Source organism: Pseudomonas sp. GOM7 (assembly GCF_026723825.1).
Taxonomy (GTDB): Bacteria; Pseudomonadota; Gammaproteobacteria; order Pseudomonadales; family Pseudomonadaceae; genus Aquipseudomonas.
Genome location: NZ_CP113519.1, coordinates 4,157,700 through 4,184,112, shown reverse-complemented (window position 1 = coordinate 4,184,112; position 26,413 = coordinate 4,157,700). Strand labels below are relative to the sequence as shown.

The 26,413-nt window shown below is 63.3% G+C and carries 22 protein-coding genes and 1 pseudogene; 13 read left to right on the top strand and 10 right to left on the bottom strand.

Annotated features, from left to right (window positions below; translation table 11 throughout):
- Positions 1–230 precede the first annotated feature (230 nt).
- The 4 genes and pseudogenes from OU800_RS24415 to OU800_RS18500 all read left to right on the top strand — a co-directional run.
- Positions 231–746 (top strand): annotated as a pseudogene (locus tag OU800_RS24415) (methyl-accepting chemotaxis protein); the annotation flags it as partial.
- 98 nt (positions 747–844) lie between these two features.
- A complete protein-coding gene (locus tag OU800_RS18510) occupies positions 845–1,504 on the top strand; it encodes a paraquat-inducible protein A (RefSeq protein ID WP_268178807.1) in 660 nt (219 codons plus the stop codon).
- A complete protein-coding gene (locus OU800_RS18505; protein WP_268178806.1) occupies positions 1,491–2,108 on the top strand; it encodes a paraquat-inducible protein A in 618 nt (205 codons plus the stop codon). The genes OU800_RS18510 and OU800_RS18505 overlap by 14 nt, the downstream gene beginning before the upstream one ends.
- Positions 2,101–4,401, top strand: coding sequence for a PqiB family protein (locus OU800_RS18500; protein ID WP_268178805.1), 2,301 nt, complete (start codon positions 2,101–2,103; stop codon positions 4,399–4,401). The genes OU800_RS18505 and OU800_RS18500 overlap by 8 nt, the downstream gene beginning before the upstream one ends.
- Positions 4,402–4,529: 128 nt before the next feature.
- Here OU800_RS18500 and mksF read toward each other — a convergent pair whose 3' ends face one another.
- The 3 genes from mksF to mksB form a co-directional block, all read right to left on the bottom strand.
- Positions 4,530–7,361, bottom strand: a complete 2,832-nt coding sequence (gene mksF / locus OU800_RS18495; protein WP_268178804.1) for an Mks condensin complex protein MksF — start codon at positions 7,359–7,361, stop codon at positions 4,530–4,532.
- A complete protein-coding gene (gene mksE, locus OU800_RS18490) occupies positions 7,358–8,050 on the bottom strand; it encodes an Mks condensin complex protein MksE (RefSeq protein WP_268178803.1) in 693 nt (230 codons plus the stop codon). Before mksE ends, mksF begins: the two co-directional genes overlap by 4 nt.
- Before the next feature lie 84 nt (positions 8,051–8,134).
- A complete protein-coding gene (gene mksB, locus OU800_RS18485) occupies positions 8,135–9,376 on the bottom strand; it encodes an Mks condensin complex protein MksB (RefSeq protein WP_268178802.1) in 1,242 nt (413 codons plus the stop codon).
- 294 nt (positions 9,377–9,670) lie between these two features.
- Between mksB and OU800_RS18480 the strand changes: the two genes are divergently transcribed.
- From OU800_RS18480 to OU800_RS18460, 5 genes are all read left to right on the top strand, one after another.
- On the top strand, positions 9,671–10,777 hold the full coding sequence (locus OU800_RS18480; RefSeq protein ID WP_268178801.1) for a hypothetical protein: 1,107 nt from the start codon (positions 9,671–9,673) through the stop codon (positions 10,775–10,777).
- A 1-nt stretch (position 10,778) separates the two neighbouring features.
- Positions 10,779–12,341 (top strand): hypothetical protein, encoded by a 1,563-nt coding sequence (locus OU800_RS18475; protein WP_268178800.1) that lies wholly within the window; start codon positions 10,779–10,781, stop codon positions 12,339–12,341.
- Positions 12,342–12,355: 14 nt separating this feature from the next.
- Positions 12,356–12,859 (top strand): DUF6160 family protein, encoded by a 504-nt coding sequence (locus OU800_RS18470; RefSeq protein WP_268178799.1) that lies wholly within the window; start codon positions 12,356–12,358, stop codon positions 12,857–12,859.
- 235 nt (positions 12,860–13,094) lie between these two features.
- A complete protein-coding gene (locus OU800_RS18465; RefSeq protein WP_268178798.1) occupies positions 13,095–14,192 on the top strand; it encodes a carboxynorspermidine decarboxylase in 1,098 nt (365 codons plus the stop codon).
- A gap of 143 nt (positions 14,193–14,335) precedes the next feature.
- Entirely contained in the window at positions 14,336–15,580 is a 1,245-nt protein-coding gene (locus OU800_RS18460; RefSeq protein ID WP_268178797.1) for a saccharopine dehydrogenase family protein, read from the top strand.
- Positions 15,581–15,642: 62 nt separating this feature from the next.
- On the opposite strand, the gene OU800_RS18455 is transcribed toward OU800_RS18460, so the two are convergent.
- Genes OU800_RS18455 through OU800_RS18445 form a run of 3 tightly spaced genes read right to left on the bottom strand, consistent with a single transcriptional unit; the run spans position 15,643 to position 18,672 of the window.
- The gene (locus OU800_RS18455; RefSeq protein ID WP_268178796.1) at positions 15,643–16,944 is read right to left on the bottom strand and encodes a CitMHS family transporter; all 1,302 of its coding nucleotides are present in this window, start codon (positions 16,942–16,944) and stop codon (positions 15,643–15,645) included.
- Positions 16,945–16,999: 55 nt separating this feature from the next.
- The gene (locus OU800_RS18450; RefSeq protein ID WP_268178795.1) at positions 17,000–17,323 is read right to left on the bottom strand and encodes an AtuA-related protein; all 324 of its coding nucleotides are present in this window, start codon (positions 17,321–17,323) and stop codon (positions 17,000–17,002) included.
- On the bottom strand, positions 17,323–18,672 hold the full coding sequence (locus tag OU800_RS18445; protein WP_268178794.1) for an acyclic terpene utilization AtuA family protein: 1,350 nt from the start codon (positions 18,670–18,672) through the stop codon (positions 17,323–17,325). Before OU800_RS18445 ends, OU800_RS18450 begins: the two co-directional genes overlap by 1 nt.
- A gap of 111 nt (positions 18,673–18,783) precedes the next feature.
- Between OU800_RS18445 and OU800_RS18440 the strand changes: the two genes are divergently transcribed.
- The 3 genes from OU800_RS18440 (at position 18,784) to rimI (ending at position 21,017) form a co-directional block, all read left to right on the top strand.
- Positions 18,784–19,716, top strand: coding sequence for a LysR family transcriptional regulator (locus OU800_RS18440; RefSeq protein ID WP_268178793.1), 933 nt, complete (start codon positions 18,784–18,786; stop codon positions 19,714–19,716).
- A gap of 64 nt (positions 19,717–19,780) precedes the next feature.
- A complete protein-coding gene (locus OU800_RS18435) occupies positions 19,781–20,533 on the top strand; it encodes an energy transducer TonB (protein ID WP_268184376.1) in 753 nt (250 codons plus the stop codon).
- A gap of 31 nt (positions 20,534–20,564) precedes the next feature.
- The gene (gene rimI / locus OU800_RS18430; RefSeq protein WP_268178792.1) at positions 20,565–21,017 is read left to right on the top strand and encodes a ribosomal protein S18-alanine N-acetyltransferase; all 453 of its coding nucleotides are present in this window, start codon (positions 20,565–20,567) and stop codon (positions 21,015–21,017) included.
- Here rimI and rlmF read toward each other — a convergent pair.
- Positions 21,014–22,015: a 23S rRNA (adenine(1618)-N(6))-methyltransferase RlmF gene (rlmF, locus tag OU800_RS18425; RefSeq protein WP_268178790.1), complete on the bottom strand. Its 1,002-nt coding sequence runs from the start codon at positions 22,013–22,015 to the stop codon at positions 21,014–21,016. The genes rimI and rlmF overlap by 4 nt on opposite strands.
- A 205-nt stretch (positions 22,016–22,220) precedes the next feature.
- On the opposite strand from rlmF, the gene OU800_RS18420 reads away from it, so the two are divergent.
- On the top strand, positions 22,221–22,691 hold the full coding sequence (locus tag OU800_RS18420) for a bacteriohemerythrin (RefSeq protein WP_268178789.1): 471 nt from the start codon (positions 22,221–22,223) through the stop codon (positions 22,689–22,691).
- 6 nt (positions 22,692–22,697) lie between these two features.
- On the opposite strand, the gene OU800_RS18415 is transcribed toward OU800_RS18420, so the two are convergent.
- Genes OU800_RS18415 through nhaD form a run of 3 tightly spaced genes read right to left on the bottom strand, consistent with a single transcriptional unit; the run spans position 22,698 to position 26,246 of the window.
- Positions 22,698–24,527: an SLC13 family permease gene (locus OU800_RS18415; RefSeq protein ID WP_268178788.1), complete on the bottom strand. Its 1,830-nt coding sequence runs from the start codon at positions 24,525–24,527 to the stop codon at positions 22,698–22,700.
- A 32-nt stretch (positions 24,528–24,559) separates the two neighbouring features.
- Positions 24,560–24,856 carry a winged helix-turn-helix domain-containing protein gene (locus OU800_RS18410; protein ID WP_268178787.1) on the bottom strand — a complete coding sequence of 99 codons (297 nt, stop codon included), beginning with the start codon at positions 24,854–24,856 and terminating at the stop codon, positions 24,560–24,562.
- 13 nt (positions 24,857–24,869) lie between these two features.
- Positions 24,870–26,246: a sodium:proton antiporter NhaD gene (nhaD, locus tag OU800_RS18405; protein WP_268178786.1), complete on the bottom strand. Its 1,377-nt coding sequence runs from the start codon at positions 26,244–26,246 to the stop codon at positions 24,870–24,872.
- Between the last annotated feature and the right edge of the window lie 167 nt (positions 26,247–26,413).

The following is a 26,413-nucleotide window of genomic DNA, read 5'->3' as shown; positions in this document are numbered from 1 at the left end:
AGACCACTGATGCCGAGCAGGTTACCCATGCCATGGATCAGATGGCGCTGGCGACGCACAATGTCGCCGAGGCGGCGCAGAGTGCCGCTCAGGTCACCCGCGATACCGATGATCAGGCACGCGCGATGCAACTCAACGTGGACGAGACCATCGAGGCGATCAGTGGCCTGGCCATCGATATCGAGAAGGCAGCCGAGGACATCCAGACGCTTGGCAACGATGTGGAGTCCATTGGCTCCATTCTCGATGTCATCCGTGCCATCGCCGAGCAGACCAATCTGTTGGCATTGAACGCTGCGATCGAGGCAGCTCGCGCGGGTGAGCAGGGACGAGGCTTTGCCGTGGTGGCTGACGAAGTGCGTTCCCTGGCCTCGCGTACGCAACAGAGCACACAAGAGATCCAGGCCAAGATCAGTCAGTTGCAACAGGGCGCGCGTGCTGCAGTGGTGACCATGCAGAACAGTCTCAAGGGCAGTGAGGCTGCAGTGTCCAAGGCCAACGGGACGGGGCAGATTCTGGCTGGCGTGAGCCAGGCCGTCTCGGATATTGCCGGCATGAACAATCAGATTGCGACGGCCGCCGAAGAGCAGTCGAGCATTGGTGCCGAGGTGAATCAGAGCCTCGCGCAGATATCCCGCCATATCAGTGAGACGCAGGGTATGACCGCGCAGAACAACGATATGAGTCGGGATCTGGAGCGCTTATCGCACGAGCTGGATCAACTGATTCGTCGATTCAAGGTCTGAGCCGCCAGCCAGGACAAAGCCTCCTATTCGATCCACATGCCAAGCCTCTCTGAGTGCTCAGCACTCGGTTAGAATGAGCCTCCCTGTGCGGAGGCTCCATGGCTGACTCGCCCCCTGACATCCCGCTGTGCTCGCTGCCGGTAAGTGCGCTCGTCGCTTGCCACGAGTGCGATTTGCTGATGCGCAAGCCTGTTCTGCAGGATGGCGAGCGTGCGCAATGTCCGCGTTGTAGCTATGAGCTGTTCAGTCACCGGTTATACGTCGTGCGGCGTAGCCTGGCCTTGGTGCTTACCGCACTGTTGCTGTATATCCCGGCGAACTTCCTGCCGATCATGCAGCTCAATCTGCTGGGGCAGACTTCTCAGGACACGGTCTGGAGTGGCGTGATCGGCCTGTATGAAAGCGGCATGCAGGGAATCGCCGTGGTGGTGTTTCTGTGCAGCATGGCCGTGCCGTTGCTCAAGCTGCTTTGTCAGTTGCTGGTGCTGCTCAGCATCCGTCTGGATCTGGGGCGTAGCTATGGTCTGCTGCTCTATCGCATCTATCACCACTTGCGCGAATGGGGAATGCTCGAGGTCTATCTGATGGGCATTCTGGTTGCCATGGTGAAGCTGAAGGATCTGGCCGATCTGAGTCTCGGCCTGGGTCTGTTCTGCTTCGTCACGTTGTTGCTGGTGCAGGTATGGCTGGAGGTGACGATGTCACCGCAGCAAATCTGGGAAGCCCTGTCGGGGGAGGATAGCCATGCGGGCGATTGATGCCGGTTTGCTGGTTTGTCATGAGTGCCATCAGCTCAACCCCATCGAGCCAGATGTCCAGCATCAGTACTGCAGCCGTTGCGGCGGTCTGGTGCATGCACGCAGACCCAACAGCCTGGTGCGTACCTGGGCGCTTCTGCTGACTTCGGCGATTCTCTACATTCCAGCCAACCTGTTGCCGATCATGACGGTGAACAGCCTTGGCAAGGGGGAGCCGTCCACCATCATGAGCGGTGTCGTCGAACTGCTGCACCATGGCATGTTGCCCATCGCCGCTGTGGTGTTCATCGCCAGTATCCTGGTGCCTACCTTCAAGCTGGTGGGCATCGCGCTGTTGCTGTACTCGGTACAGCGTCACCAGCCAATGTCGGCGCGTCAGCGCATCATCATGTATCGCTTCATCGAATGGATCGGGCGCTGGTCGATGCTGGATATCTTCGTCATCGCGATTCTGGTGGCCGTAGTGAATTTTGGCAGCCTCGCCAGTATCGAAGCTGGTGCTGGTGCTGCTGCGTTTGCCAGCGTGGTGATCCTGACCATGCTTGCAGCCCTGACGTTCGACCCCCGCCTCATCTGGGACAATACGGAAACCGAATATGACTGACCTTCCTCTGGCCAAGACGCGTCCTGCCTCGAACTGGTCTGCCATCTGGGTATTGCCGCTGATCGCCTTGCTCATCGGTGGTTGGCTGGCCTGGCGCGCCTACAGTGAGGCGGGTATCGAGGTGGAGCTGGTTTTCGCCAGTGGCGAGGGCATCCAGGCCGGCAAGACCGAGCTGATGTACAAGGGCATGGCTGTGGGCAAGGTGACGGACATCAGTCTCGACACCAGTGGCAAGAACCGTGGCGTGGTCGCGAAGCTGGAGGTCAACAAGGATGTCGAGCAGTTCCTGCGCAGCGAGACGCGCTTCTGGCTGGTCAAGCCCAATGTGAGCCTGGCTGGCATCAGTGGCCTGGAAACGCTGGTATCGGGCAACTACATCACCTTCAGCCCAGGGGAAGGTGAGCCTTCGCGCAGCTTCACCGCCCTGGAGCAGGAGCCACCGATGGGCGACGACGTTCCCGGTCTGCACCTGACCCTGAAGGCGGAGCGCCTCGGCTCGCTCAATCGCGACAGTCCGGTGTTCTACAAGCAGATTCAGGTCGGACGGGTGAAGAGCTACAAGCTGGGCGAGGATCAGAGCACTGTCGAGGTGAAGGTATTCATCGCGCCGGAATATGCTCATCTGGTACGCAAACACACGCGGTTCTGGAATGCCAGCGGCATCAGTGTCGACGCCGATCTGTCCGGCTTCAAGCTGCGCAGCGAGTCACTGGCCAGCATCGTTGCCGGCGGCATCGCCTTCGCCACCCCGGAAAACCGCAAGGATAGCCCGCCTACCGATCCCAGTCTGCCGTTCCGCCTTTACCAGGATTACGATGAAGCACAGGCGGGCATCAAGGTGGTCGTGACCTTCAGTGACTTCGAGGGTTTGCAGGAAGGAAGGACGCCGGTGATGTACAAGGGCATCCAGGTGGGGACGCTGAAAACCCTGAAGGTCAATGCTGACCTTACCAGCGCCACCGCCGAGCTGACCATCAACCCCCTGGCCGAAGACTATCTGGTCGAGGGTTCGGACTTCTGGGTGGTCAAGCCCTCCATTTCTCTGGCTGGCATCACCGGGCTGGAGGCTCTGGTCAAGGGCAACTATATCGCCATGCGGCCTGGCGAAAAGGGCGGCACTCCGGCTCGCAAGTTCGTCGCGCGGAGCAAGGCGCCGCCCCTGGATCTCGGCGCACCCGGGCTGCATCTGGTGCTGTTCACCGATCAGCTCGGCTCCATCGAGGTGGGCAGCCCGGTGCTCTATCGGCAGCTCAAGGTGGGCTCGGTGCAGAGCTATCAGCTCGCTCGGGATAACCAGCAGGTGGTGCTGGGCGTACATATCGAGCCGGATTACGTGCACCTGGTGAACACCTCGACCCGCTTCTGGAATGCCAGTGGTATCACGCTCAAGGGCGGGCTGTCGGGAGTCGAGGTAAAGAGCGAATCGCTGCAGACGCTACTGGCCGGCGGCATTGCCTTCGAGACACCTGATCTGAACGCGGCCAGGTCGGATCGGCAGATTCAGCGTTTCGCTCTACACCCGGATCGCGACAGTGCCTTGCAATTGGGTCAGCAGATCAGCATTCGCGTGGCCGATGGCGAGGGCCTGCAACCGGGTACGGCGGTGCGTTACAAGGGCCTGGAGGTGGGCAAGGTGGAGAACCTGAGCCTGACCGACGACTTGCAGGCGGTGATGCTCAACGTGCGCATCACCCAGGCGGCCGAGCAGATAAACCGCGAGGGCACACAGTTCTGGGTGGTGCGGCCGGAGTTGAGCCTGACCCGTGCGGCCAACCTCGGCACCCTGGTCAGCGGCCAATATCTGGAAGTGCAACCGGCACTGCAAAAAGGGCCGCGTCGTACCCAGTTCGTTGCCCTGGACGGCCCGCCGAATCAGGCAGTACGTGAGGAGGGTTTGCGCCTGGTGCTGAGTGCGCCGCGGCGTGGTTCGATCAAGCCGGGGGTGATCGTCAGCTACCGTGAGGTGCCGGTGGGCAAGGTGGTGGATTTCGAGCTGGGGCCGACTTCCGACCGCGTGCTGATCCATATCCTGATTGAGCCACGTTATGCGCCGCTGGTGCGCAGCGGCAGCCGCTTCTGGAATGCCAGCGGCATCGGTGTGGACGCGGGGCTGTTCAAGGGGGTGAAGGTGCGTACCGAATCGCTGGAAGCCTTGATCGAGGGTGGCATCGCCTTCGCCACGCCGGACAATGCTGATATGGGTGGCCCGGCGCTGCCAGGTCAGACCTTCGCCTTGTTCGACGAGCCGGGACAGGGCTGGCTGGATTGGGCACCGAAGATCGTGCTGGAGTAGTAAGAAAATCATAGAAATGAAAGGGGCCGCAATGAGCGGCCCCTTTCATTTTTGCGGCTATAAAAGCTCGCGGCTGAAGCCGCTCCTACGCAAGGTTGGCCGTAGGAGCGGCTTCAGTCGCGATGCGGTCAGGCCGGCTCGGTCGCTTCTTCCTGCTGTGGCGCCTGCGCCTTGGCGTTCTCGCGCGGCTTGATGAACTTCCAGTCCGCCTCGTCAATATAGATGCCGTTGGGGCCGCTGCCGCCTTCCAGGTCGATGGCCACGTGGGCCGAGACCTGCGGCTTTACCGAGGCCAGGATCGGCACGAAGCCGAGCTGCAGGCTGGTTTCGATCAGCGCCTGCTGGTTGCGTTCGTCGATGTCCGCCGCCTCGTCGAGGTAGTAGGGCAGGCGCACGCGCCCGGCCTGCTCGCGATCCATCAGGTGCAGCAGCAGGTACATATTGGTCAGTGCCTTGATGGTCATGGTGGTGCCGTTGGAGGCGGCCCCGTCGATGTCCGTGTGAATGATCGGCTGGCCGTGCACCTTGGTGATCTCGAAGGCCAGCTCGAACAGATCCTTCAGGCCCAGCTGGTTGCCGTTGGCGGCCACCAGGCGCGACAGGTACTCCTTGGCCTCCTCGTTCTTGGCGTCCTGATCGGCCGACTGCGACAGGTCGAACACCGACAAGGTCTCGCCTTCTTCGTACTGGCCTGCGCTGTGGATGATCTGGTCGATGTGGCGTAGGGCTTCCTTGTTCGGCGCCAGGACGATGCGGAAGCTCTGCAGGTTGGAGACCTGGCGCTTGTTGATCTCGCGGTTGAACAGCGCCAGTTGGTGCTCGAGGTTGTCGTAGTCGCTGCGGATATTGCGTAGGGTACGGGCGATATCGGTGACTGCCGCACGTCTGGCCTTCGCTAGAGTGAGGGCTTCGTCCTGGCGGTGGGCGTAGGCGTTGACCAGCAGTTGCAGGCGACGCTCGACGTCGTCTTCGCTGTCGAACTTGGCCACGCCTTTCAGGCGTACCTGGGCGTACAGCGCTTCGATCTGGTTGTCGATGCGCTGCAGCGCCTGCCAGGTGTCCTGATAGTCGTTGAGCAGCGGCAGCAGGTTGTCCAGCGAGTCGTCCACCGGCTCCATGAACGGCGTGCCGAAGGGCAGGTCGGACGGCAACAACTGGCGGCGACGCAGGGCATCTTCCAGAGTGCGTTCCTTGGCTTCCAGATCGGCCAGTTGGCGGCCGACCAGTTGCAGCTTGGCGGACAACTGCTGCACGCGCTCGGCGAAGGCATCGCTGGCACGCTTGAGTTCGTCCTGGGCGCCTTCCAGTTCGGCCAGTCGCTCCAGCTTCTGCGGCTCCTCGGCAGCCAGGGTCTGGCTCTTGCGGAAGTCTTCCAGCGCTTTCTGCGCATCCAGTACGGCCTGGTACAGGGCCTCGGCCTGGGCCTTGCTGGCAGCGCGGTCGGCAGCGACCGACTGCTGGGTCTTGAGCTGCTTGAGCTCGCGCTCCAGACGATCCTTCTGATCGCGCAGGGCGGCGCGGTCGGCCAGTGCTTGCAGCGCCGGCGGCTCAATATGGCTGAGGTCGATGGACAGGCCCGGCACGGCGAAGGTATCGCCCTTGAAGCGATCAAGCACCGCTTCGACGGCCTTGACCCAGTCATCGCCCTCGGCCTGGATACCTTTCTCACCCAGCGGCAGGCTGAACAACTGGCCGTTGAACAGGCGCATCAGGCGGTCGACGTCCTGCTGGCTGAATTCCTCGCGCAGGCGCGAGTAGCTGTTGTTGTCGGCGTGATCGAGCTGCTGCTTGACCGACTTGAGGCGTTTTTCCAGATCACGCAGGCGCTCGTCCAGGTCTTCGCTGGAGAACTGGCGCGACTGCGCCAGGGCGCCGGCCAGTTCGTCGTGGGCGTCCTTGGCGGCGAGCAGTTGCTCTTCCAGCACCTTGGCATCGTCCACCAGGGCGAAACGGTTCTTCAGCACCGCCAGTTCGCCCAGCCAGCGCTGGATTTCGCTGATCTCACGCTCCAGGCGCATCAGCTCACTGGTACCGCCGCGCTGCTCGTTCTGCAGGCCGTCCTGCTCGTTGCGGTAGTGCTCGGCCTGGATCACCAGCTCTTCCTTGCGCGCATCGGCGTAGTCGTGCCAGGTGCCCAGCAGGTTGTCGAGCAGTGGTGAGAGGCGATGCAGCTTGCCGCGCAGCACTTCGCGCTGGGCCACGCCCGAAGCCAGTGCCTCGATCAAGGGGCCGGCAGTGACCAGGGCCTGGTAGTCCTGTTCCATGCGGCGCACGTCGCGGAAGGCTTCCTCGGTGGCGGCGATATAGTCGACGCTGCCCGAGCGCAGGCTGTGCTCGAAGGCATCGAGGAACAATTGCTTGAGCTTAGCTGCGGTGATCTCGCGCATGTGCAGCAGGTTGATGAACAGGGCGCGGAAGGTTTTCAGGCTCTGCTCGCTGGTCGAGCGCAACGGGATCAGGGTCAGGTCCAGCGGGATGCTGGTGTGGCCGCCGACCAGCAAGCGACGCAGTTCGTCAGGCTTCAGCTCGTAGGCAGTGATGCCGGCCTGGCCGAGGTTCTTGAACAGTTCGCGCTGGCGCAGGCAGGTGCCGTTCTGCTGGTAGTGCTCCAGATCCAGCTCACCGGCGTAGGCGAAGAACTGGTGACCGAAGCCGCCGCCCGGGCCGCGACCGGCTACGCCGATCACGTGCGGGCCGTGGGGCAGGGCGACTTCGACGAGGATGTAGCTGGTGTCGCTGGCGAAGTAGAACTTGCGCGAGGCTTCCAGGCTGTACTTGCCGAAGCTCATGTCCGACATGCGCGCCAGGATCGGGAACTGCAGGGCGTTGATCGAGGCGGATTTTCCCAGGTTGTTGGCGCCGTACACCGACAGCGGGTTTTCCAGCGGGAACAGGCCGAGGCTGTAGCCGGCGGTGTTCAGCAGGGCGAAGCGGCGGATGCCGTAGCGTTCCTGGGTCATGCGTCTTGCTCCTGTGCAGCACGTTCTTCGGCCATGGCGCGGGCCAGGGCGTCTTCCTCGGATTCTTCGATATCGATGACAGCGGTCGCGTCGGCGTCACCGTCGTCGTCCAGCAGCACCGGCGCCGGCAGCGGCAGGTCGCTGCTGTGCAGGCTGGCGGCCAGGTCGCGGTCATGCTGCACCGACAGGCAGACGTCGAGGAAACGGTGCATCGGCGGCAGGAAGCGGTACACGCCGTTGCTGTCCTCGGCGAAGCCGAGCTGGGTGAGGCGGCGAATGATCTTGTCCTCCAGCTCCTCGAAGGTGGTGACTTCGGCCTGCAGGAACAGGTCGCGGTATTTTTCCAGCAGCGCCGGCAGCTCGTCACGGCCGATGCTGCCGCCGTCGAGCACCGAGAGCGGGTCGCGGCCCTGGTCGGCCAGGTGCTCGACCAGAATGAAGGTGAACAGCGCCAGGCGCTGGGCGGTCTTGTTCACCTGCGGCGCGACCTGCTCGGGGACGAAGTAGTAGAAGCCGCGCGGGTCGCAGACCAGCTCGAAGCCGAGGGCGCGGAACAGCGCGCGGTACTGGTCCTGCATGCTGGATAGCTGGGCGTAGCACTCCGGCTCGCTGCGCGAGATGTGGTAGCCCTTGAACAGGTCGCGGAAGGCGGCCGCGAGCTGGGTCATTTCTTTCAGATCGATATTCATACGTCGTGCTCACGGGCAGTCGTAGGGTGCGCTGTACGCACCATGTCGTCGGTTGCGGTGCGCACAGCGCACCCTACGGGCAGCTCAAGCATTGGGCTGGCCTACCAGGGCGAAGGAGGCGAGGCTGACCTCGTGCTCGCGGGTCAGGTACTGGCGGCGTTCCAGGCGTTCACGCTGGAAACGCGATTCGCGCGACAGGCGCGAGAACCAGTAGAGCAGCTCGTCGGTGGCGCCTTCCGGCTCCTGTTCCAGCAGCCAGGCCATCAGATCAGGCAGCGGCAGGGCCTGTTCGCAGCGCTCGATCATCTCCCGTGCGGTCTTCGGCGCCTTGGGCGCGCCGCCCTTGCGGCTGCTGCTGGCTTTGGGGAAATGCGCCGGCTTGGCCTCGAAGCGGGCCAGGGCGTAAACGTAGGCCTCAACCTGGCTGGCGCTGCCGAGGAAGTTGCTCTGAGGCCGGGTGAACAGCGGCATGGCGGCCTGCGGCACGGCGTCGATGCCCTTCTTGCGGATCACCGACAGCGCCAGTGCCGCACCACGGGTTACGGCGTTGTGCCGGCGCGCTTCCTCGCGCAGCGGCAGTAGCAGTTCGCGAGCCTTGCGCAGGGTTAGCTGGGCGGTGGTCTGCATTTCCAGGATGCGCGCGTGGGTGCGCAGCAGCAGGTCATCGTCCACTAATTGGCCAAGGCGCTGCTGATCGCCGAGCAGGCGCAGCAGTACCTGCTCGACGTGGCGCACACCCTGCTCGAAGGCGCCGTCGGCAGCGACTAGCTGGATCATCGGCTCGACGTATTCGTCCCAGGTGGCCAGCACTTCGGCGTAGCGCTGGCGCAGGGGAATCTGCCGATCCGAGGTCTTGGCCCGGTCGGCCACGCCGACCAGCGCCTGTTCATCATTGGCCAGCTTCTTCAGCACGTCCCTGACGCGCATGTCGAGCAGGCGTAACTGGCGCGCCAGGTCGTTGGCGTCGCGCACCTCGAAGGCATCCTGGATATAGCCGGCAAGGCGCTCCAGGTGGCGCAGGTAGGCTTCGATCTCCAGGCACAGGCCGAGGCGGTGCTCGCGGCGCAGGTAGGCGAGAAAGTCGTGAATCTGCGCGTTGAGCTCGAAGCGGTTGGGGCTCTTGGCCACCGGCACCAGGATATCCAGGCGGATCCAGGTGTCGAGCAGAGCGGTGGTGTCGCTGGGCGTGGCGTCGGGCAACTGCGTGGCGAGCTGGCTGCGCAGCTCGACCAGGCTCAGGGTGCCCGCGTCGAAACGCTCACAGAGTGGTTCGAGCAACGTCCAGTGTTCGGCGAGGGCGCGCAAAACGCGCTTGGGATCGATCATCGGGGCGCCGGGTTCCAGGCAAGTGAAAGGCGGCGATTGTACTGCATGGTGAGGGGTGGGTTTGAGTCCGAATCGATCGGAGGCCGATATGGCGCGCTCCGTGACGAGCACCTGGGGCAGTCCTGGCCTGTCGGCTGGCGCGGTGACGCAACTGTTGCCGCTGGTAACACCTTCGTCACGTCTGAAGTGCTCGGCCTGGGGTTTTCTCGACTATGGGTCGGGTCGCCGCTCAGGGGTGGCCACTATAGTGGTACTCAGAGGCGGAACCAGCCGCCCGACCAGGAGGAACCTGTCATGCGTCCGTCCCGCCGTCTCTTGCAACCTGCCTTCGCCCTGCTGTGTTCGGCGATGCTGCTTGGCACCGCCGAGGCTGCCATGGAGCCGCTGGACGACAGCGAACTCGCCGAAATCAGTGGCCAGGCGCTGATCAACCTGGATGCGCTGACCTACAACGGCTTCGAGTACACCCGGATCAATTTTGGTACCGACATCGACATGCTGCTCAATGTCGATGAACTGCGCCTGGGCAATTACCCGCGCTCCGGTGCCAACACAGTGTCGAACCAGCCTGCCGATATCTGGATCGACAACTTCGCCCTAGGCCGTGTCGACAATGCCAACTCCCCCAACGCCAGCGTCGTGCCCTTCCAGGTACGTGACCCCTATCTCGAACTCGCCTTCAAGACCAACGCCAGTGGCGTGCGCGAGGTGGTTGGTGTGCGCCTTGGTTTTGGTCGTGCCCGTGGTGATCTGTCCGGTGATATCCATTCGCTGACAGGCGTCATGCAGGGCTTCGCCACCGGCGCTGCGTCCACTGCGCGCGAGTATTATATGAAGCAGAACAACCTAAACAATGCTACCTGTGTCTTCGACGCGAACTGCCTGGCGTTGACCGTGGCTGGTGATGCGGAAATCTACGCTCAGGTCGAACTGCTCAAGGCCGGCACGGGGGATACCACTATCAATGGTCAGCCGATCAACCGTGCGACCCAGATCGGCGTGCCCAATGGCGAATCCTTCCATACCGACAACGCCTTGCTCGAGACGCTGTTGCCGGCGCTTTCCCGTAACAACGGTGACTGCACGGCATCCGGTATGCCGGCCTGCTTTCCCCTGCTCAACTACAAGAGCATCTTCGTCGGGGATCGTACCCAGGCCGACCTCAATCTCGGGGGCGCGCAAGGCATCTTCTTCGCGCTGCAGAACCAGAATGTGCCCTGGCAGGATCTGGCTTCCAGTACCGGTAATTTCATCGAGACCCAGAAAGGTGCCTTCGCCAACTTCGCCAAGACCGGAACGGGTGCCGATGCCATCTATCCATTCGTCGTTTCGCTGTACGAGGCGCTCAACGGTGCGGCGCGAGTGTCCACCTGCATGGGTGGCCAGGGCAAGGGGTGCTGAGATGAAAGTCTGCATAGGGAGTGCGATCCTGCTGTTGCTGCCTGGCCTGGCAAGTGCCATGCAGTCCTTGGATGACGCGGAACTGAGCCAGGTGAATGGCGCCGGGGTGGGGTTCTTCCTCGACGACTTCTATTACGACCAGGGCAGTGCCACGGCGCAGTTGAGCGATATCAAGGACAGCCAGGGCAACCCGATTACCGTCGATATCGAGCGCAGTTACGTCAAGGGCGAAGGGAGCCAACGTGGCGCCCTGGACACCCCGGCGCAGCTCGGTACGCCGTTGCATCCCTTCAGCCTGCGGGTCGGTGGTACCGAGCTGGCGCCGAGCCTGCCGGCTGGTGCCACTGCCTTGCAGATCCGCACGCCGACCTGGAGCGACCCACTCAACGATACCCACCAGTATGGCCTTTGGGCCTATTACCAGGGCTGCCTGTATGGCGAGCCGGGCTGTACCGACCCGATGCGTGCACAGGCCGCCATCGATCAGGAACTCAATACGCTGGGCAGTCGGCGTGACCAGATACTCTCGCGTTACCAGAGCGTTGGCTTTCTCACTCTCAAGAGTGGCATCGATCAGGACATGCAGACGGTCAACCAGCGTCGTGCCCAGGTCGACCAGGAAACCCAGGATGTGCAAACGACTCGCGGCACCATGCGAACCCGTTATGATGCCGCGCCTGCTAGTACCGGTCTCTTTGGTATTTATAAAAAGCCGGCGTTCGGTGAAAAATACGGCTGCGGCGATCTTTGCACAAACAGCGCCGTGCGCGCTTACAACCAATCGGTGGACGACTACCAGAATCAGGTCAGCGAGCTTGCCGATGCGCAGAAGGCTCTTGGCGAAGCCTGGAGCGTCGAGCGCAATGGCTACACCCTGAACCAACGTGTCACCGATTTCGACGAGTTCACCGGCCTCTGTGGTACGCCGACGGCCGAGTCACCGAGCTGCGTCATGGGCCGCATCAAGAAAACCCAGGACAATCGCACTGTGCTGACCCTGGTCGCCACCACCCTGCAGGCAGGTGGCAAGCGGGTCAAAGGCATGGACGTCGGGGTGGAAACCACCTTCAACCTGCCTAGCGTTGCTTACAGCAAGGATGGCAACGGCAATATCGTCAAGGGTGCTACCACCAGGCGCCAGGATTTCTTCTCCATCAACCTGGAAGGGTTCACCCTGCATGGCGCCTACCTCAACCTCTGGGGGGATAACAATGGCCTGCAAGGTGAAGCCAGCCTGCAGATGTATGCCGATAAACTGGTTCTGGGTGGCTGCCGTAACTGCACCGATGCCAACCGCATGGTGGCGAAGAACCTGTATTTCGACATCAACCTTGGTCACGGCAAGTACCAGCCCTTGAGCCTGGCCGTGCAGTCCAATGGTGAGCTGCGCCTGACCCTGCCGGCCGTCACCTGGGAAAACCACCAAGCCTTTTACCAGCAGGTGCCCAAGAGCAATATCAGTGTCGGTAACCTCAGCATGAGTGGCGTCGACCTAGGCTCCCAGGTGGTGCGTGGCATGCGCCTGGATTACCTGGATGTACGCACGGTCAACCTGCCGCGATGAAAAGGAGCATGCTCATGTCGATCAGACCGCTATGCCTCGCCCTGTTGTTCGTTGCTGGGCCTGTAGCTGCCGAGCTGCAACCCTTGCAGGAGGATGAAATGCAGCAGGTCAGCGGCCAGGCCGGATTGAGCATCGCCGCCAACCTGAACTTCGCTGCCAATCCGGCGCAGACCCGCTGCCCCGGCGGTTGCGGTACACGCGTGGCGATCCGGCCGGGCAACAGTGCAGGGGTCATAGTGCTGGACAATATTCGCGGCATGTTCAGTTTCGACGGCGTGACCATCGATATGGAGAAGCTCAACAGCGGCTTCGATGGTGACGGTGCGGCCTTCAATTCGGGCGTCATGCGCGTCGGTTTGAGCAATGTGCGCTTCGGCGACTTTCGCTTCACCCTGGGCGGTTCCAATAGCGAGACAGGCACGCCCACGGCGGGTTTTCAACAGACCAACCTGCTCACCTTCCGCGCCAATGGCGAGGCTCGTCTGCACGGCAATGTCTACATCATGGGCCTGCCCTGAGTGGCTTTTGCCGCCTCACGCATACGCCTGTAACAAAATCTGCGTCATCCTCTCCTTCGATTCGTTAGCAAAATCCGTGCTCGGCCGTGTAGGCTGGCCGAGCAATCGGTAAGCGCCTGTTGTACAAAAAATCCTCAATGCCCTTTCGATATGCGCCGGTTATCGGCACAATTCGCGTCCACTTTTTTCCGGGGGCATTGAGCACCCCATTGGCCGATCTAGCTGGGGCGACGAGATGATCCAGACGCCGTACTACCTCATCGACAAACAGAAGCTCTTGGTCAACCTGGAGAAGATCGCCTACGTGCGCGAGAACTCCGGTGCCAAGGCGCTACTGGCGCTGAAATGCTTCGCCACCTGGTCGGTGTTCGACCTGATGCAGCAGTACATGGACGGCACCACGTCCAGCTCGCTGTACGAGCTGAAACTGGGCCGACAGAAGTTCGCTGGCGAAACCCACGCCTACAGCGTGGCCTGGGCCGATGACGAGATCGAAGAGATGGTCGCCAACTGCGACAAGATCATCTTCAACTCCATCGGTCAGCTCGAACGCTTCGCCCAGCGTACCGAGGGCACCATTCGCGGCCTGCGTGTCAATCCACAGGTGAGCAGCTCGGATTACCTGCTGGCCGATCCGGCGCGCCCGTTCAGCCGCCTAGGTGAGTGGGATCCGGCCAAGATCGAAAAGGTCATGGGGCAGATTTCCGGCTTCATGTTCCACAACAACTGCGAGAACGGCAGCTTCGAGCTGTTCGACAAGATGCTGAGCACCATTGAGGAGCGCTTCGGCCACCTGATCGCCCAGGTCGAGTGGGTCAGCCTTGGCGGCGGCATCCACTTCACTGGTGAGGGCTATCCGATCGATGCCTTCTGCGCGCGCCTGAAAGCCTTCTCCGAAAAATACGGCGTGCAGGTGTATCTGGAGCCGGGCGAAGCGGCGATCACCCTCAGCGCCTCGCTGGAAGTGACCGTGCTCGATACCCTGTACAACGGTAAGCACCTGGCCGTGGTCGACAGCTCCATCGAAGCGCACATGCTCGACCTGCTGATCTACCGCCTCAACGCCAAGATGGCGCCGAATGACGGCGAACACACCTATATGGTGTGCGGCAAATCCTGCCTGGCCGGCGATATCTTCGGCGAGTACCAGTTCGACAAGCCGCTTGAGATCGGGGATCGCCTGTCGTTCGTCGATGCCGCCGGTTACACCATGGTCAAGAAGAACTGGTTCAATGGCCTGAAGATGCCATCCATCGTGGTGAAACAACTCGACGGTAGCGTCGAGGTGGTTCGCCAATTCGCGTTCGACGACTACCTGTCCAGTCTGTCGTGATATCCCGTGGGGTGGATGACGCTTCATCCGCCCACCTTTTGCCAAACGGTGGTGGATGAGACGGGCGTCGTCCAGCCTGCGGCGAAGCGCTTTTTTCCAACGCAGCAATTGTCCTGAAACGCAGTACCGAGGAGGTGAAACAATTGAAGAAGAATGTCCTGATCATTGGTGCAGGAGGTGTTGCCAAGGTGGTGGCCCATAAGTGCGCGCAACACAACGACGAACTCGGTCGTATTGCGATTGCGTCGCGCAACATCTCCAAATGCCAGGCCATCATCGACAGTGTGCAGGCCAAGGGCGGACTCAAGCAGCCCGGCGAGATCAAGGCCTATGCACTGAACGCCCTGGACGTGGAAGCGACCAAGGCGCTGATTCGTGAAACCGAGTCGCAGATCGTCATCAACGTGGGCTCCGCCTTCCTCAACATGTCCGTGCTGCGTGCCTGTATCGACACCGGCGCCGCCTACCTGGACACCGCGATCCACGAAGACCCGAGCAAGATCTGTGAAACCCCGCCGTGGTACGGTAACTACGAGTGGAAGCACCTGGCCGAATGCCAGGAAAAAGGCGTGACCGCCATCCTCGGTGTCGGCTTCGACCCGGGCGTGGTCAACTCCTATGCTGCTCTGGCGCAACAACAGTACTTCGACAAGATCGAGTCGATCGACATCCTCGACGTCAACGCCGGTTCACACGGCAAGTACTTCGCCACCAATTTCGACCCGGAAATCAATTTCCGCGAATTCACCGGCACGGTCTATAGCTGGCAGAACAGCCAGTGGGTAAGTAACCGCATGTTCGAAGTCAAACGCACCGACGATCTGCCGGTGGTGGGCGAACAGAACCTGTACCTGACCGGCCATGACGAGGTGCACTCGCTGTCCAAGCACCTCGACGTACCGAACGTCCGCTTCTGGATGAGCTTCGGCGACCATTACATCAATGTCTTCACCGTACTGAAGAACCTCGGCCTGCTCTCCGAGCAGCCGGTCAAGACTGCCGAGGGTCTGGAAGTGGTGCCCCTTAAAGTGGTCAAGGCCGTGCTGCCGGATCCCGCCTCGCTGGCGCCGGGTTACACCGGCAAGACCTGCATCGGTGATCTGGTCAAGGGCACCAAGGATGGCCAGCCGCGCGAGCTGTTCATCTACAACGTGGCCGATCACGAAGAAGCCTTCGCCGAGACCGACAGCCAGGGTATTTCCTACACCGCTGGCGTACCGCCGGTTGCTGCTGCCCTACTGGTCGCGCGTGGTGAGTGGGATGCCAAGCGCATGGTCAACGTCGAAGAGCTGCCGGCCGAGCCGTTCCTCAAGCTGCTCGATGTGATGGGCCTGCCCACCCGCATCAAGGACGAGCACGGTGATCGTCCGTGGGATCAGCCTGCCTGATTCGCCCCGCAGCATTAAAAAGGATCGCCTCGGCGATCCTTTTTTCGTTGCAGTGTCTGACCTCAGACCGTGACCACGCCGAACAACACGGCCGCAGCCAGCATCACCAGGCTGATGCCCCAGGCCCATAGCACGGTGTAGCGGATGTGCTTGTACAGCTCGACACCGGCCAGGCCGATGGCCAGGTATACGCTCGGCACCACCGGGCTGACGCCGAAGCCGGTGTTCTCGCCGATCAGCATGGCCTTGGCCACCGCCGCCGGGTCGACGCCCGCCGCTACGGCGACATCGCGGATCACCGGCAGCAGGGCGAAGTAGTAGGCGTCCGGCGAGAACAGCATGCCCAGCGGCACGCCGAAGGCGCCGATGATCACATGCAGCCAACTTGCCGAGCCCTCCGGCAGCACGTTGATCATCCAGTGCGCCATGCCCTCGGACATCCCCGCACCCGAGAGCACGCCGAGCAGGATGCCGGCGGCGAGCATCACCAGAGCCATCTGCAGGGCATCGCTGGCATGGCGCATCAGCGCTGCATTCTGTTCGTTCAGGCTGGGATAGTTGAGCACAAGAGCCAGGCCCAGGCCGACCATGAAGCAGGCGAACAGCGGGAAGGCGCCGGTGAACAGGCAGGCGAGAATGGCCAGGGTGAGCCCCAGGTTGCCCCAGTAGCGCCAGGTGCGCGGGCTGAGCTGGGTCGTGTCGTCGCTGGCCGAGGTCGCGGCTGCGTGCTCGCTGATGTCGCCAATGCCGACCAGGCTGCGTCGTGCGCGACGGCCGAGGAACACCGCCAGACCCATCACCAGCGCCAGGCCGATCAGTTGAATCGGGATCAGCGAGATCCATAGCTGCGAGGCGTCGATGCCGGTCACGGCCGAGGCGCGTGCGGTGGTGCCGCCCCAGGGCACCATGTTCATTACCCCGGCACTGAGCACCACCAGGCACAGCAGCATTTCCCGTTTCATGCCCAGACGCAGGTACAGCGGCAGCAGGGCAGGAATCACCAGCAGGAAGGTAGCAGCGCCGATGCCATCCAGATGGGTGACCGCCGTCACCGCGACCGTCACCATCGCCACGGCCAGCGGCCTGCCACCGGTGCTGCGCAGCAGGAAGTTGACCAGCGGAGCGAACAGGCCGCGCTCGCGCATGATGCCGAAGTATAGGATGGCGAAGATGAACAGCGTCGCCGTTGGGGCCACGGCCTTCAGCCCCTCGGTGATGAATTTGCCAATTTCGGCCGGAGTGAAACCGGCCAGCGCACAGGCGATGACCGGCAGCAGGGTGAAGGCTACCAGCGGGGTGATACGTCGCATCAGGATCAGGGCGACGATGACGAACATCAGGGTGAAGCCGAGGGCAGTGATCATGCCGGTGTCTCCGATTTTATTGTTGTTGGAGTCGAGGTGAGCAGGGAAGGGCGAGTCAGCCTGGCGGCGGCAGCCTCAGGTCGAGCAACAGGTAGCTCAGGCTCTTGCCGTGCCGGTCTATACCGGGGCTGGCGTTGACGCCGCCTTCCAGGGCGTCGTCGACGACGAAGTTGAGGCCGCCCAGGTTGGGCAGCTCGTAACGCCGCACCTGGCCGATACGCCGATGCGCCAGGCAGGCGGCGACGCGCTCGGCGGTCAGCTCGGCGGCCAGCCAGGGGTAATGCGCGGCGTCATAGGCGAATACCGCGACGCTCAGGGTGTTGCCCTTGTCGCCTGCGCGGGCGTGGGCGTAATCGCACAGCAGCACTTCGGCGCTCATCAGAACCACTCCACGTATTGTTGAACCTGGTCGCGCTCGATGAGAAAGCTCGCGGTGGACAGCGACTCGCTCAGGTAGCGGCGCACCCCACCACCGCCGGCCGGGCCATTGGTGTAGAGCGATTCGGCGTCGAGCAGCAGGCGTTCGAGCAGCGCCTTGTCGCGGTCGATGAAGCTGATGCGCAGGCGCACGTCCTGCGCCTCCTGCGTGTCCGCCAGGCGTGCGTCCAGCCACTGGCCGGCGCGGTCATTGAACAGGCTGGCGACGCCGATCAGGTCGATCCAGGGCGTCAGTTGTGGCGCCAGGCGCGCGCTGCGTTGCAGCAGGATGTCGCGGGCCAGGGCGGCGCGGGCCAGGGCGCCGGGGCCGGCGTAGGAAATTTCCGCCTCGGCGAACCATTTGCCGCGCAGGCCTACCAGCCCCTTGAGACGTGCCGGGCGGGGATGGCCGCGCACACCTTCGACCTCGACTCGATCAGCCGCCACCTGGCGCACGCGCACCTGGCTCAGGTCGAGGGTCACGTCCGGGGTCAGGTAGGCCGCCGGGTCGTGGACTTCATAGAGCAGTTGCTCCTTGACCGTCTGCTCGGTGACGCATCCGCCGGTGCCTGCGGCCTTGCCGATGATGATCTGCCCATCGGCAGTCACCGTGGCGATGGGGCAGCCAGGGTTGGCCGGATCCGGCACGTCCTTGAGGCCCGGATGGGCGAAGTAGCCGCCCGTGACCTGGGTGCAGCATTCGAGCAGATGGCCAACGGTGGTGGCCAGCGCCAGGCGATCCCAGTCATCGGCCTGCCAGCCGAAGGCATGGCACAGAGGGCCGACTGCCAGGCTGGGGTCGGCGACGCGGCCGCAGAGCACGATATCGGCGCCTTCGTTCAGCGCCTGGGTGATGCCCTCGGCACCGCTGTAGACGTTGACCGACACCACCTCGCCATCCAGGCATTCCGGTAGCCAGTGTTGCAGGTCGATGTCGCTGGCCAGCAGATCGTCGCCCAATACGCAGGCGATACGTGCTGCCGCGTGGCGCGTGCCCTGCAGGTGCTGGCGCAGGCGTCGGGCGGCGGCTGCCGGGTTGGCCGCGCCGCCGTTGCTGATGATCGGGATGCCGGCGTCCAGGCAGGTTTCCAGCACCGGTTCGAGAAACTCGAACAGGCGCGTGGCGTAGCCGCTGTCGGCATCGTGCAGGCGGCGCAGTTGCGCCTCGGCCAGGGTGCGTTCGGCGAGCAGTTCAAAGAACAGGAAACGCCGCCCATCGCGGCCTGCCAGGTCGCTGGCCAGCGCCAGAGCGGCATCGGGGCGGTCGTTGGCAAAGCCAGCGCCACAGCCGATATGCACGGTTTTTGTCATGGTCGAGCCCGTTGGCAATTCGGTAGGGCACCATCCTGAGCGGGCTGGATTAAGTTGTGAATTAGAAATGTGGTATCAATTGATAAAACATTTTTATAAGAGGTGGCGCCCGTGGACGTCAGCTTTCGCCAGTTGCAGGCCTTCGTGCTGATCGCCGAACACCGCAGTTTCAGCCGCGCCGCCGAGCGCATCCACCTGTCGCAGCCGGCGCTCAGCTACAGCCTGCGCAAGCTGGAGGACGCCCTCGGGCTCGCCTTGCTGGCGCGCAATACGCGCAGCGTGGAGCTGACCGAGGCCGGGCTGCGCTTTCTCGAACAGGCAAGGCGGCTGCTGCGCGACATGGACAACGCCGTGCACGATGCGCGTGAACAGTTGCATTTGGAGAGTGGTTCGCTGCGCATCGCCGTGCTGCCCTCGGTGGCCATCGACCCGCTGCCGCGGGTGCTTCAGGAGTATCGGCGGCGTTATCCCGGCATCGACATCAGCCTGAGCGACGGCCGTGCCGGGGAGATCCGCCAGTGGGTCAGCGCCGCCGAGGTGGATTTCGCCATCACCTCGACGGTGGACGATCTCGGCGCGCTGGATTTCCAGCCGCTGTACGACGACAGTCTGGTGTTGCTGGTGCGCGGCCATGAGCGTCTGCGCGGCAAGGCGTTGCTCGCTGCGCTGCGCGAGCAGGACTACATCGCCACGACACGTGACACCAGCCTGCGCGGCATGGCCGATGCAACGTTGCAGCGCATGGGGCTGCTGCGTGAACCAGCGTGGGAGGTGGCGTACATGAGCAGCGCCGCTGCATTGGCTCGCGCGGGGTTGGGCTTCGCATTGTTGCCGGCCAGTGTCGCCGACACCTTCAACAGCGACGGCAGCCTCACCGTGCAGGTGCTGAGCGAGGCGCCAGCGCGGAGCATCGGCCTGCTGCAGCGCAAGCCGTGCTATCTGAGCCCACCGGCGCAGGCCTTCGTCGCCCTGTTGCGCCAGCAGACGGGCACCGCTCAGGGGCTATCCGCCACCGCCGATTCACGCGACAATCGCCCCCTCTGAAATGACTGCACGGGATACTTCTGCTTTGAACGCCGAGCTGCGCCGCCGCGCCTACCTCGATGCCATGCAGGTGACCACCTGGCTGCCGCGTACCGAGCTGCCCTTTGCTGCGCCATCGCGCGCCGAATTGCTCGCCCCGCCGCCGGCCGAAGCGCCGCAGGAGGTGGCAGTCGAGTCTGTGGTGAAGGTTGCCGAGGCGGTGCGAGAGGTACCCGCCGAGCGGCCGAAGATCGAGGTGCCACGCCCGGGCGCCCAGCCACGTCAGGTGGCTGTCGAAACGCCAGCGGCAGAGCCGGAAGCGGCCGAGGAAAAACCGGCTCGCGTCAGCGTGCCGCCGCCGCGTTTCTCCCTGCAGTTGCTGCGTGCCGGCGACTGCGCCCTGCTGGTGGAGCTGCCCACTGGCGAGCCTTTCCAGAGCCGCGACCCGGCCTATATCCTGCTCAAGGATCTACTGCGCGCCGCCGGCCTGCCAGACAGCCCGCAACTGCTCGGCGAGCCGGTGCGCTGGCCGCTGCTGGTGCGCGGCCAGATGGATCAGGGCCCGGAGGCGGCGCTTGAGTTCGTGCAGAGCTTCGTCGCCGCACGTCTGGAGGAGCAGCCCAGCGCCTGCCTGTGGCTGGTCGGGCTGCCGGCCATCCGTTTCGCTGGCGAGGGCGACGAGCACAGCTACAACCGCGAACTGCAGGTCGAAGGCCTCGGCGCCTGCTGGGCCTTGCCGGGTCTGGAGTCGCTGATGGACGAGCCCGCGCGCAAGCGCGAGCTGTGGCAGGCGATGCGGCGAATCCGTCAGCGCTGGCTGGTTCCCGCTCACTCCTGAGAATACTGTCCTTGCGCCTGAGTGACGCCCAATGAGCGATGCGATTTCCTTCCGCCCGATGACCGAGGCGGATCTCGATGCCGTGCTGAAGATCGAATATGCCGCCTTCAGTCACCCCTGGACCCGTGGCATCTTCAGCGATGCGCTGAAGTCCTATGACTGCTGGCTGATGTTCGAGGGTGGACAGCAGGTCGGCCATGGCGTGATCAACCTGATTCTCGACGAAGCGCACCTGCTCAATATCACCGTCAAGCCGGAGAGCCAGGGGCGCGGGCTCGGCCTGCGTCTGCTCGAACACCTGATGCAGGAGGCCTATAAGTTGGGCGGTCGTGAATGCTTCCTCGAAGTACGCGCGAGCAACCAGACGGCCTATCGGCTGTACGAGCGTTTCGGTTTCAACGAAGTGGGCCGCCGTCGTGACTACTACCCGGCCGTGGGTGGGCGCGAAGATGCGCTGGTGATGGCCTGTACCTTGATCGACTAGCTCCAGCGCTCCCTGCGCCAGGCGCCGCGCGCCTCGCCGTCCTTGAAGGTCCAGGCTACCAGGCGGCTCTGCTTCTGCCCCTGGGACATGCCGAGGATGCGCACCTCGACCGCGCCGGCCCGAGTCAGCCAGCCTTGCAGCAGCTCGACGTTGCTGACCTTCGACACCAGGCTGCTGAACCATAGTACCTGCCCGGCCACCTGTGTGCTCTCGCTGGCCATGCGTTTGAGAAAGCCGGCCTCACCACCTGGGCACCATAGCTCGGCTGCCTGACCACCAAAGTTGAGCACCGGCAGCTTGCGCTTGGGGTCGAGCTTGCCGAGATTGCGCCATTTGCGCGTGCTGCCGCTGCTGGCTTCGGCGGCGCTGGTATGGAAGGGCGGGTTGCACAGGGTCAGCTCGAAATACTCCTCGCTGCGCAAAAGACCGATGAAGATCTGCTCGGCATTGGCCTGCTGACGCAGTTCGATGGCGCCGCTCAGTTGCGGGTTGCCCTCGACGATGGCGCGCGCCGAGTCCAGGGCGGCGGCTGCGATATCGGCACCGAGGAAATGCCAGGCGTATTCGCAATGGCCGATCAACGGGTAGATGCAATTGGCGCCGACGCCGATATCCAGCGCGCGGATGCGCTCGCCACGGGGAATCAGCCCATCATTGTCGCTCGCCAGCAGGTCGGCGAGGTTGTGCAGGTAGTCGGCACGGCCGGGAATCGGTGGACACAGATAGCCCTCGGGAATATCCCAGTGTTGGATGCCGTAGTACTGGCGCAGCAGGGCGCGGTTGAACACCTTGACCGCCACCGGGTCGGCGAAGTCGATGCTCGGCTTGCCGTAGGGATTGGTGATGACGAAGTCGCCCAGTTCGGGGCTGACCTCGATCAGCGCGGGAAAGTCGTAGTGCCCCTTGTGGCGATTGCGTGGGTGCAGCTCGCCCTTGGCCGGCGCCGTCTTCACGGCAGCGGGGGTGGGCTTGCGGGGGCGCTTCGGTGATTGCGGCATGGTGGTCATCTGGTCTGGCGGGCGCGGGATTTTCCCATGCTTTGCCCGCAAACCGTAGCCCGGCGAAGAAGCACGTGATCTGTGCTCTGGTTAACGGAATTTCGCAAATGCCATAAAACAGCGGGGCTTGCGTTGACTCCGGTCAATTTGGCGCCGGCCTAAGGCTCTAGACTGCCACATCTTCTATCTGCAGCAAGGAGGCAACATGGCATATCTGCAGTGGAGTGACGACCTCGATACCGGCATCACGGTAATCGACGATCAGCACAAACGTATCGTCGCGATGATCAATCAGCTAGACGACGCTCAGCGTAGCGCCAGCAAGGCGAAGGTGGGCGCAGTCATCGACGAGTTGATCGACTATACCGTCTCACATTTCGCCTTCGAGGAAGCGATGCTCGAAGAGGCTGGCTATGCCTTCACCAAGGCGCACAAGCGGGTACACGCGTTGTTTATCAAGCGTGTGGAAGACTACCGACAGCGCTTCAACAGCGCTGAGGATATCGCCGACGAACTCAAGGGGCTACTGGGACGCTGGTTGTTCAGCCATATCCGCAGTGACGACCGCAACTACGTCGAGGCCGTCAACGATAACCTGCGTCGGCTGAGCAGCGATGTTTCCGAAGGTGGATGGCTACGCCGCGCCGGACGACGCTTCTTCCATGGTGCCGCGTGAGCGCTTTCAGAGCGGGAAGAGCAGCGGCACCAGCACCACGCTGACCAGCATCACCAGCAGGGTGAAGGGCACGCCGATGCGCACGAAGTCGCCAAAACGGTATTGGCCGGGGCCGAGCACCAGAGTGTTCACCGGCGAAGAAATCGGTGTCATGAAGGCCGCCGAGGCGGCCAGTGCCACGGTCATGGCGAAGGGCAGCGGCGAGGCGCCCAGCGCCTGCGCGGTGGCGATGGCCACCGGCGCCATCAGCACCGCCGTGGCAGTGTTGGAGATGAACAGGCCGATCACGGCGGTCAACGCGAACAGGCAGGCGAGGATCAGCCGTGGCCCGGCATCGCCGAGTCCGCCGACCAGGCCCTGCACCGCCAGCTCGACGCCGCCGGTCTGCTGCAATGCCTGGGCGAAGGGCAACATGCCGACGATGAGGATCAGCGTTGGCCAGTGAATGGCGCGGTAGGCGCTGTCCAGGTCGATGCAGCGAAACGCACCCAGCAGCAGGCAGGCGATCAGCGCCGCCTGTACGTTGGGCACCAGGCCGCTGACCATCAGCCCCACCATCACCGCCAGGCTGAGCAGGGCGTAGGGCGCCTTGCGTGCAGCAGGCGCCACCTCGGCCACTTCCGCCGGCAGGCTGAGCACCAGAAAATCCCGGCTCAGTCCCTGCAGGCGGTGGATGTCGCGCCAGGCACCGGCCACCAGCAGGGTGTCGGAGGCCTTGAGCTTATCGTCCACCAGCACGCCTTCCAACGCCTGGCCCTGACGGCGCAGGCCGACCACGTTGAGCTTGTGCCGCGAGCGAAAGCCCAGCTCCTGAATGGTCTTGCCCGGTAGTTGCGACTCCGGCGGCAGCGCTACCTCGGCCAGGCCCAGTTCGTGGGCGTGCAGGCTGAAATAGGAGTGCGGCAGCGGCATGGGCTCCAGGCCCAGTGTCTGGTAACTGCCGAGTAGGCCGATGGCGGGGCTGGCGATGTCCACCAGCAGCACGTCGCCCGGCTCCAGCTGGGTGTTGCCGCTGGCCATCAGCAGCAGGGTGCGCAGGCGCTGGCGGCGTTCGACGGCGATGACGTTGATGCCGTGCTCGCGGCGCAGTTGCAGTTCGTTGAGCACCTGGTTGGCCAGCGGCGAGTCAGTGCGTACCCGCAGGCGCCGTTCGCGCTCGCTCAGGCGATAACGTTCGGCCAGGTCGGCCAGGGTCAGGCGTGGCGGCTCGGCATTGCCACCTGACGCACTGCGCACCAGCCAGCGACGCGCCAGCAGCATGTAGCCGACGCCGAGCAGCAGGATGCTCAAGCCGATGGGGGTAAAGGCGAAGAAGTCGAAGCCATCCAGCCCGGCGCGGCGCAGTTCTGCATGCACCACCAGATTCGGTGGCGTGGCCACCAGCGTCAGCATGCCGCTGATCAGCCCAGCGAAGGCCAGCGGCATCATCAGCCGTGCCGGGGCGATGCGCAGGCGTGCGGCCACGCCTAGCACCACGGGGATGAAGATGGCGACCACGCCGGTGGAACTCATCACCGAACCCAACCCGGCCACCGCCAGCATCAGCAGGATCAGCAGGCGCGTTTCGCTGTTGCCGGCTTTGGCCACCAGCCAGTCGCCCAGACGGTAGGCGATGCCGGTACGTACCAGGCCATCGCCGATGATGAACAGTGCGGCGATGAGGATGACGTTGGCGTCGCTGAACCCGGCCAGAGTCTGTTGCAGGTCGAGCACGCCGGTCAGCGGCAGGGCGATCAGCACCAGCAGGGCGACCACGTCCATGCGCGGTTTGCCAATGATGAAGAGAGTGACGGCGCCGGCCAGCAGGCCCAGCACCCAGAACAGATCAGGATTCATCGCGCTTCCTAGTAAACAGGGACGCGATTATCTCAGGGATAACCGAGCGTGGCCTTGATCTGCTGCAGGTGCGCGGCGATCCAGGTCTTGTCGAACGGGCCCCAGTCGCGGATGCGATAGTGGCCGGCATTGTTGCGCTCGCCTTCGGCCTGCTCGAACTGGCAATCGATATCCAGTTCGGCCAGGGCAGCGAGGGTGTCCTGGGCGGTGCGCCTTGGCATGCCGGTGGCCGCCATCAGCGCCGGTACGCTGACGGCCTCGCCGCTGTCGATCAGCCAGGCCACGTAGAGGCGGCGGTAGAAGCTGGTTCTGGTCTTGCTCACGTCCATGTCGTGCTCCTGGTTACAGGCTGGCAATCAGCATATAGGTGCCGGCACCGGCCAGGTAGCCGAGCAGGGCCAGGCCGCTGATGCGCTTGAGGTACCAGATGAAATTGATCTTCTCCATGCCCATGGCTGCCACGCCAGCGGCCGAGCCGATGATCAGGCAACTACCGCCGGTGCCTGCGCAATAGGCGAGCATTTCCCAGAAGTGGCCGTTGACGACGAAGCTGCCGAGCCAGGATTGCTCGGCGATATCGGCCAGTTGCAGTGCCTCGGCGCTGATCAGCGGGTACATCTTCATCGCCCCGGCCACCATGGGCACGTTGTCCACCACTGCCGACAGCATGCCAATGGACAGGGTGATGCTGTAGACGTTGCCCAGGCTTTCTTTGAGCAGAGTCGCCACCTGGGTCAGATGGCCGGCACTGGACAGCGCTGACACGGCGAGCAGGATGCCGAGGAAGAACAGCACGCTGGTGATGTCGATGCGGCGCAGCACGCCCACCACCGACAGCGGATCCTTCTCTTCGCTGTTCTTGCTGCGGTGGATGACCTCAGTGGTGATCCACAACAGGGCGAGGCCGAAGAGGATGCCCATGTACGGCGGCAGGTGGGTGATGGTCTTGAAGATCGGCACGAAGATCAGTGCGCCCAGGCCGAGGCCGAAGATCAGGTTGCGCTCGAAGGGTGTGGTCGGGTCGCGGCGGCTTTCGCTGCTTTCCTTGAGCCGAGGTGGCGCGACTTCTCCCTTGAGGATGAAGCTCATGACGATCAGTGGCACCAGCAGGCACATCAGGCTGGGCAGGAAGAGTTGGGCAACGATGCCGCTGGCGGTGATCTGGCCGCCGATCCACAGCATGGTGGTGGTCACGTCGCCGATGGGCGACCAGGCGCCGCCAGCATTGGCGGCTATCACCACGATGCCGGCATAGAACCAGCGTTCGTGCTGCTCGGCGATCAGCTTGCGCAGCAGCGAAATCATCACGATGGTGGTGGCCAGGTTGTCCAGCGCCGCGGACAGGAAGAAGGTGATCAGGCCGACCAGCCACAGCAGATGCACGCGCTTGTGGGTACGGATGCGATCGGTGATGACCTTGAAGCCCTCATGGGCATCGATCAGCTCGACGATGGTCATGGCGCCCATGAGGAAGAACAGAATCTCGGAAATCTCGCCCAGGTGATGGCGCAGTTCCTCGATGGCGCGATGGGTATTGGTGCTGGAGCCGGCGGTGCCCGAGCCGATCATCGGCAGGATGCTGTCGGCGCCCATCACCAGCAGTGTCCAGGCGATGACGGCGGTGAGCAGCGCGGACGCGGCCTTGTCGATCTTCAGTGGATGTTCCAGGGCTATGCACAGATAACCGAGGACGAACACGAGTGCCATCAACGCATACATGGGGATCCGCCTGTTCTTTCTTATCGGTGAGGTAAAGGTCGGTAGGCGGAGGAAGATGCCTGAAACACCTTGTAAAAGGGAAGGCTTTTATAGCTAAAAGTGCAGGAACGAAAAGGCCCGCGCCGTGGTGGGCGCGGGCCTTGTCGGGCTGAAGCAGGAAAGTGCCG

Coding starts and splice junctions, on each gene's coding strand:
- OU800_RS18510 (WP_268178807.1), top strand. CDS start 845: ATGGCTGACTCGCCCCCTGACATCCCGCTGTGCTCGCTGCCGGTAAGT.
- OU800_RS18505 (WP_268178806.1), top strand. CDS start 1,491: ATGCGGGCGATTGATGCCGGTTTGCTGGTTTGTCATGAGTGCCATCAG.
- OU800_RS18500 (WP_268178805.1), top strand. CDS start 2,101: ATGACTGACCTTCCTCTGGCCAAGACGCGTCCTGCCTCGAACTGGTCT.
- mksF (WP_268178804.1), bottom strand. CDS start 7,361: ATGACCCAGGAACGCTACGGCATCCGCCGCTTCGCCCTGCTGAACACC.
- mksE (WP_268178803.1), bottom strand. CDS start 8,050: ATGAATATCGATCTGAAAGAAATGACCCAGCTCGCGGCCGCCTTCCGC.
- mksB (WP_268178802.1), bottom strand. CDS start 9,376: ATGATCGATCCCAAGCGCGTTTTGCGCGCCCTCGCCGAACACTGGACG.
- OU800_RS18480 (WP_268178801.1), top strand. CDS start 9,671: ATGCGTCCGTCCCGCCGTCTCTTGCAACCTGCCTTCGCCCTGCTGTGT.
- OU800_RS18475 (WP_268178800.1), top strand. CDS start 10,779: ATGAAAGTCTGCATAGGGAGTGCGATCCTGCTGTTGCTGCCTGGCCTG.
- OU800_RS18470 (WP_268178799.1), top strand. CDS start 12,356: ATGTCGATCAGACCGCTATGCCTCGCCCTGTTGTTCGTTGCTGGGCCT.
- OU800_RS18465 (WP_268178798.1), top strand. CDS start 13,095: ATGATCCAGACGCCGTACTACCTCATCGACAAACAGAAGCTCTTGGTC.
- OU800_RS18455 (WP_268178796.1), bottom strand. CDS start 16,944: ATGATCACTGCCCTCGGCTTCACCCTGATGTTCGTCATCGTCGCCCTG.
- OU800_RS18450 (WP_268178795.1), bottom strand. CDS start 17,323: ATGAGCGCCGAAGTGCTGCTGTGCGATTACGCCCACGCCCGCGCAGGC.
- OU800_RS18445 (WP_268178794.1), bottom strand. CDS start 18,672: ATGACAAAAACCGTGCATATCGGCTGTGGCGCTGGCTTTGCCAACGAC.
- OU800_RS18435 (WP_268184376.1), top strand. CDS start 19,781: ATGCAGGTGACCACCTGGCTGCCGCGTACCGAGCTGCCCTTTGCTGCG.
- rimI (WP_268178792.1), top strand. CDS start 20,565: ATGAGCGATGCGATTTCCTTCCGCCCGATGACCGAGGCGGATCTCGAT.
- rlmF (WP_268178790.1), bottom strand. CDS start 22,015: ATGCCGCAATCACCGAAGCGCCCCCGCAAGCCCACCCCCGCTGCCGTG.
- OU800_RS18420 (WP_268178789.1), top strand. CDS start 22,221: ATGGCATATCTGCAGTGGAGTGACGACCTCGATACCGGCATCACGGTA.
- OU800_RS18415 (WP_268178788.1), bottom strand. CDS start 24,527: ATGAATCCTGATCTGTTCTGGGTGCTGGGCCTGCTGGCCGGCGCCGTC.
- OU800_RS18410 (WP_268178787.1), bottom strand. CDS start 24,856: ATGGACGTGAGCAAGACCAGAACCAGCTTCTACCGCCGCCTCTACGTG.
- nhaD (WP_268178786.1), bottom strand. CDS start 26,246: ATGTATGCGTTGATGGCACTCGTGTTCGTCCTCGGTTATCTGTGCATA.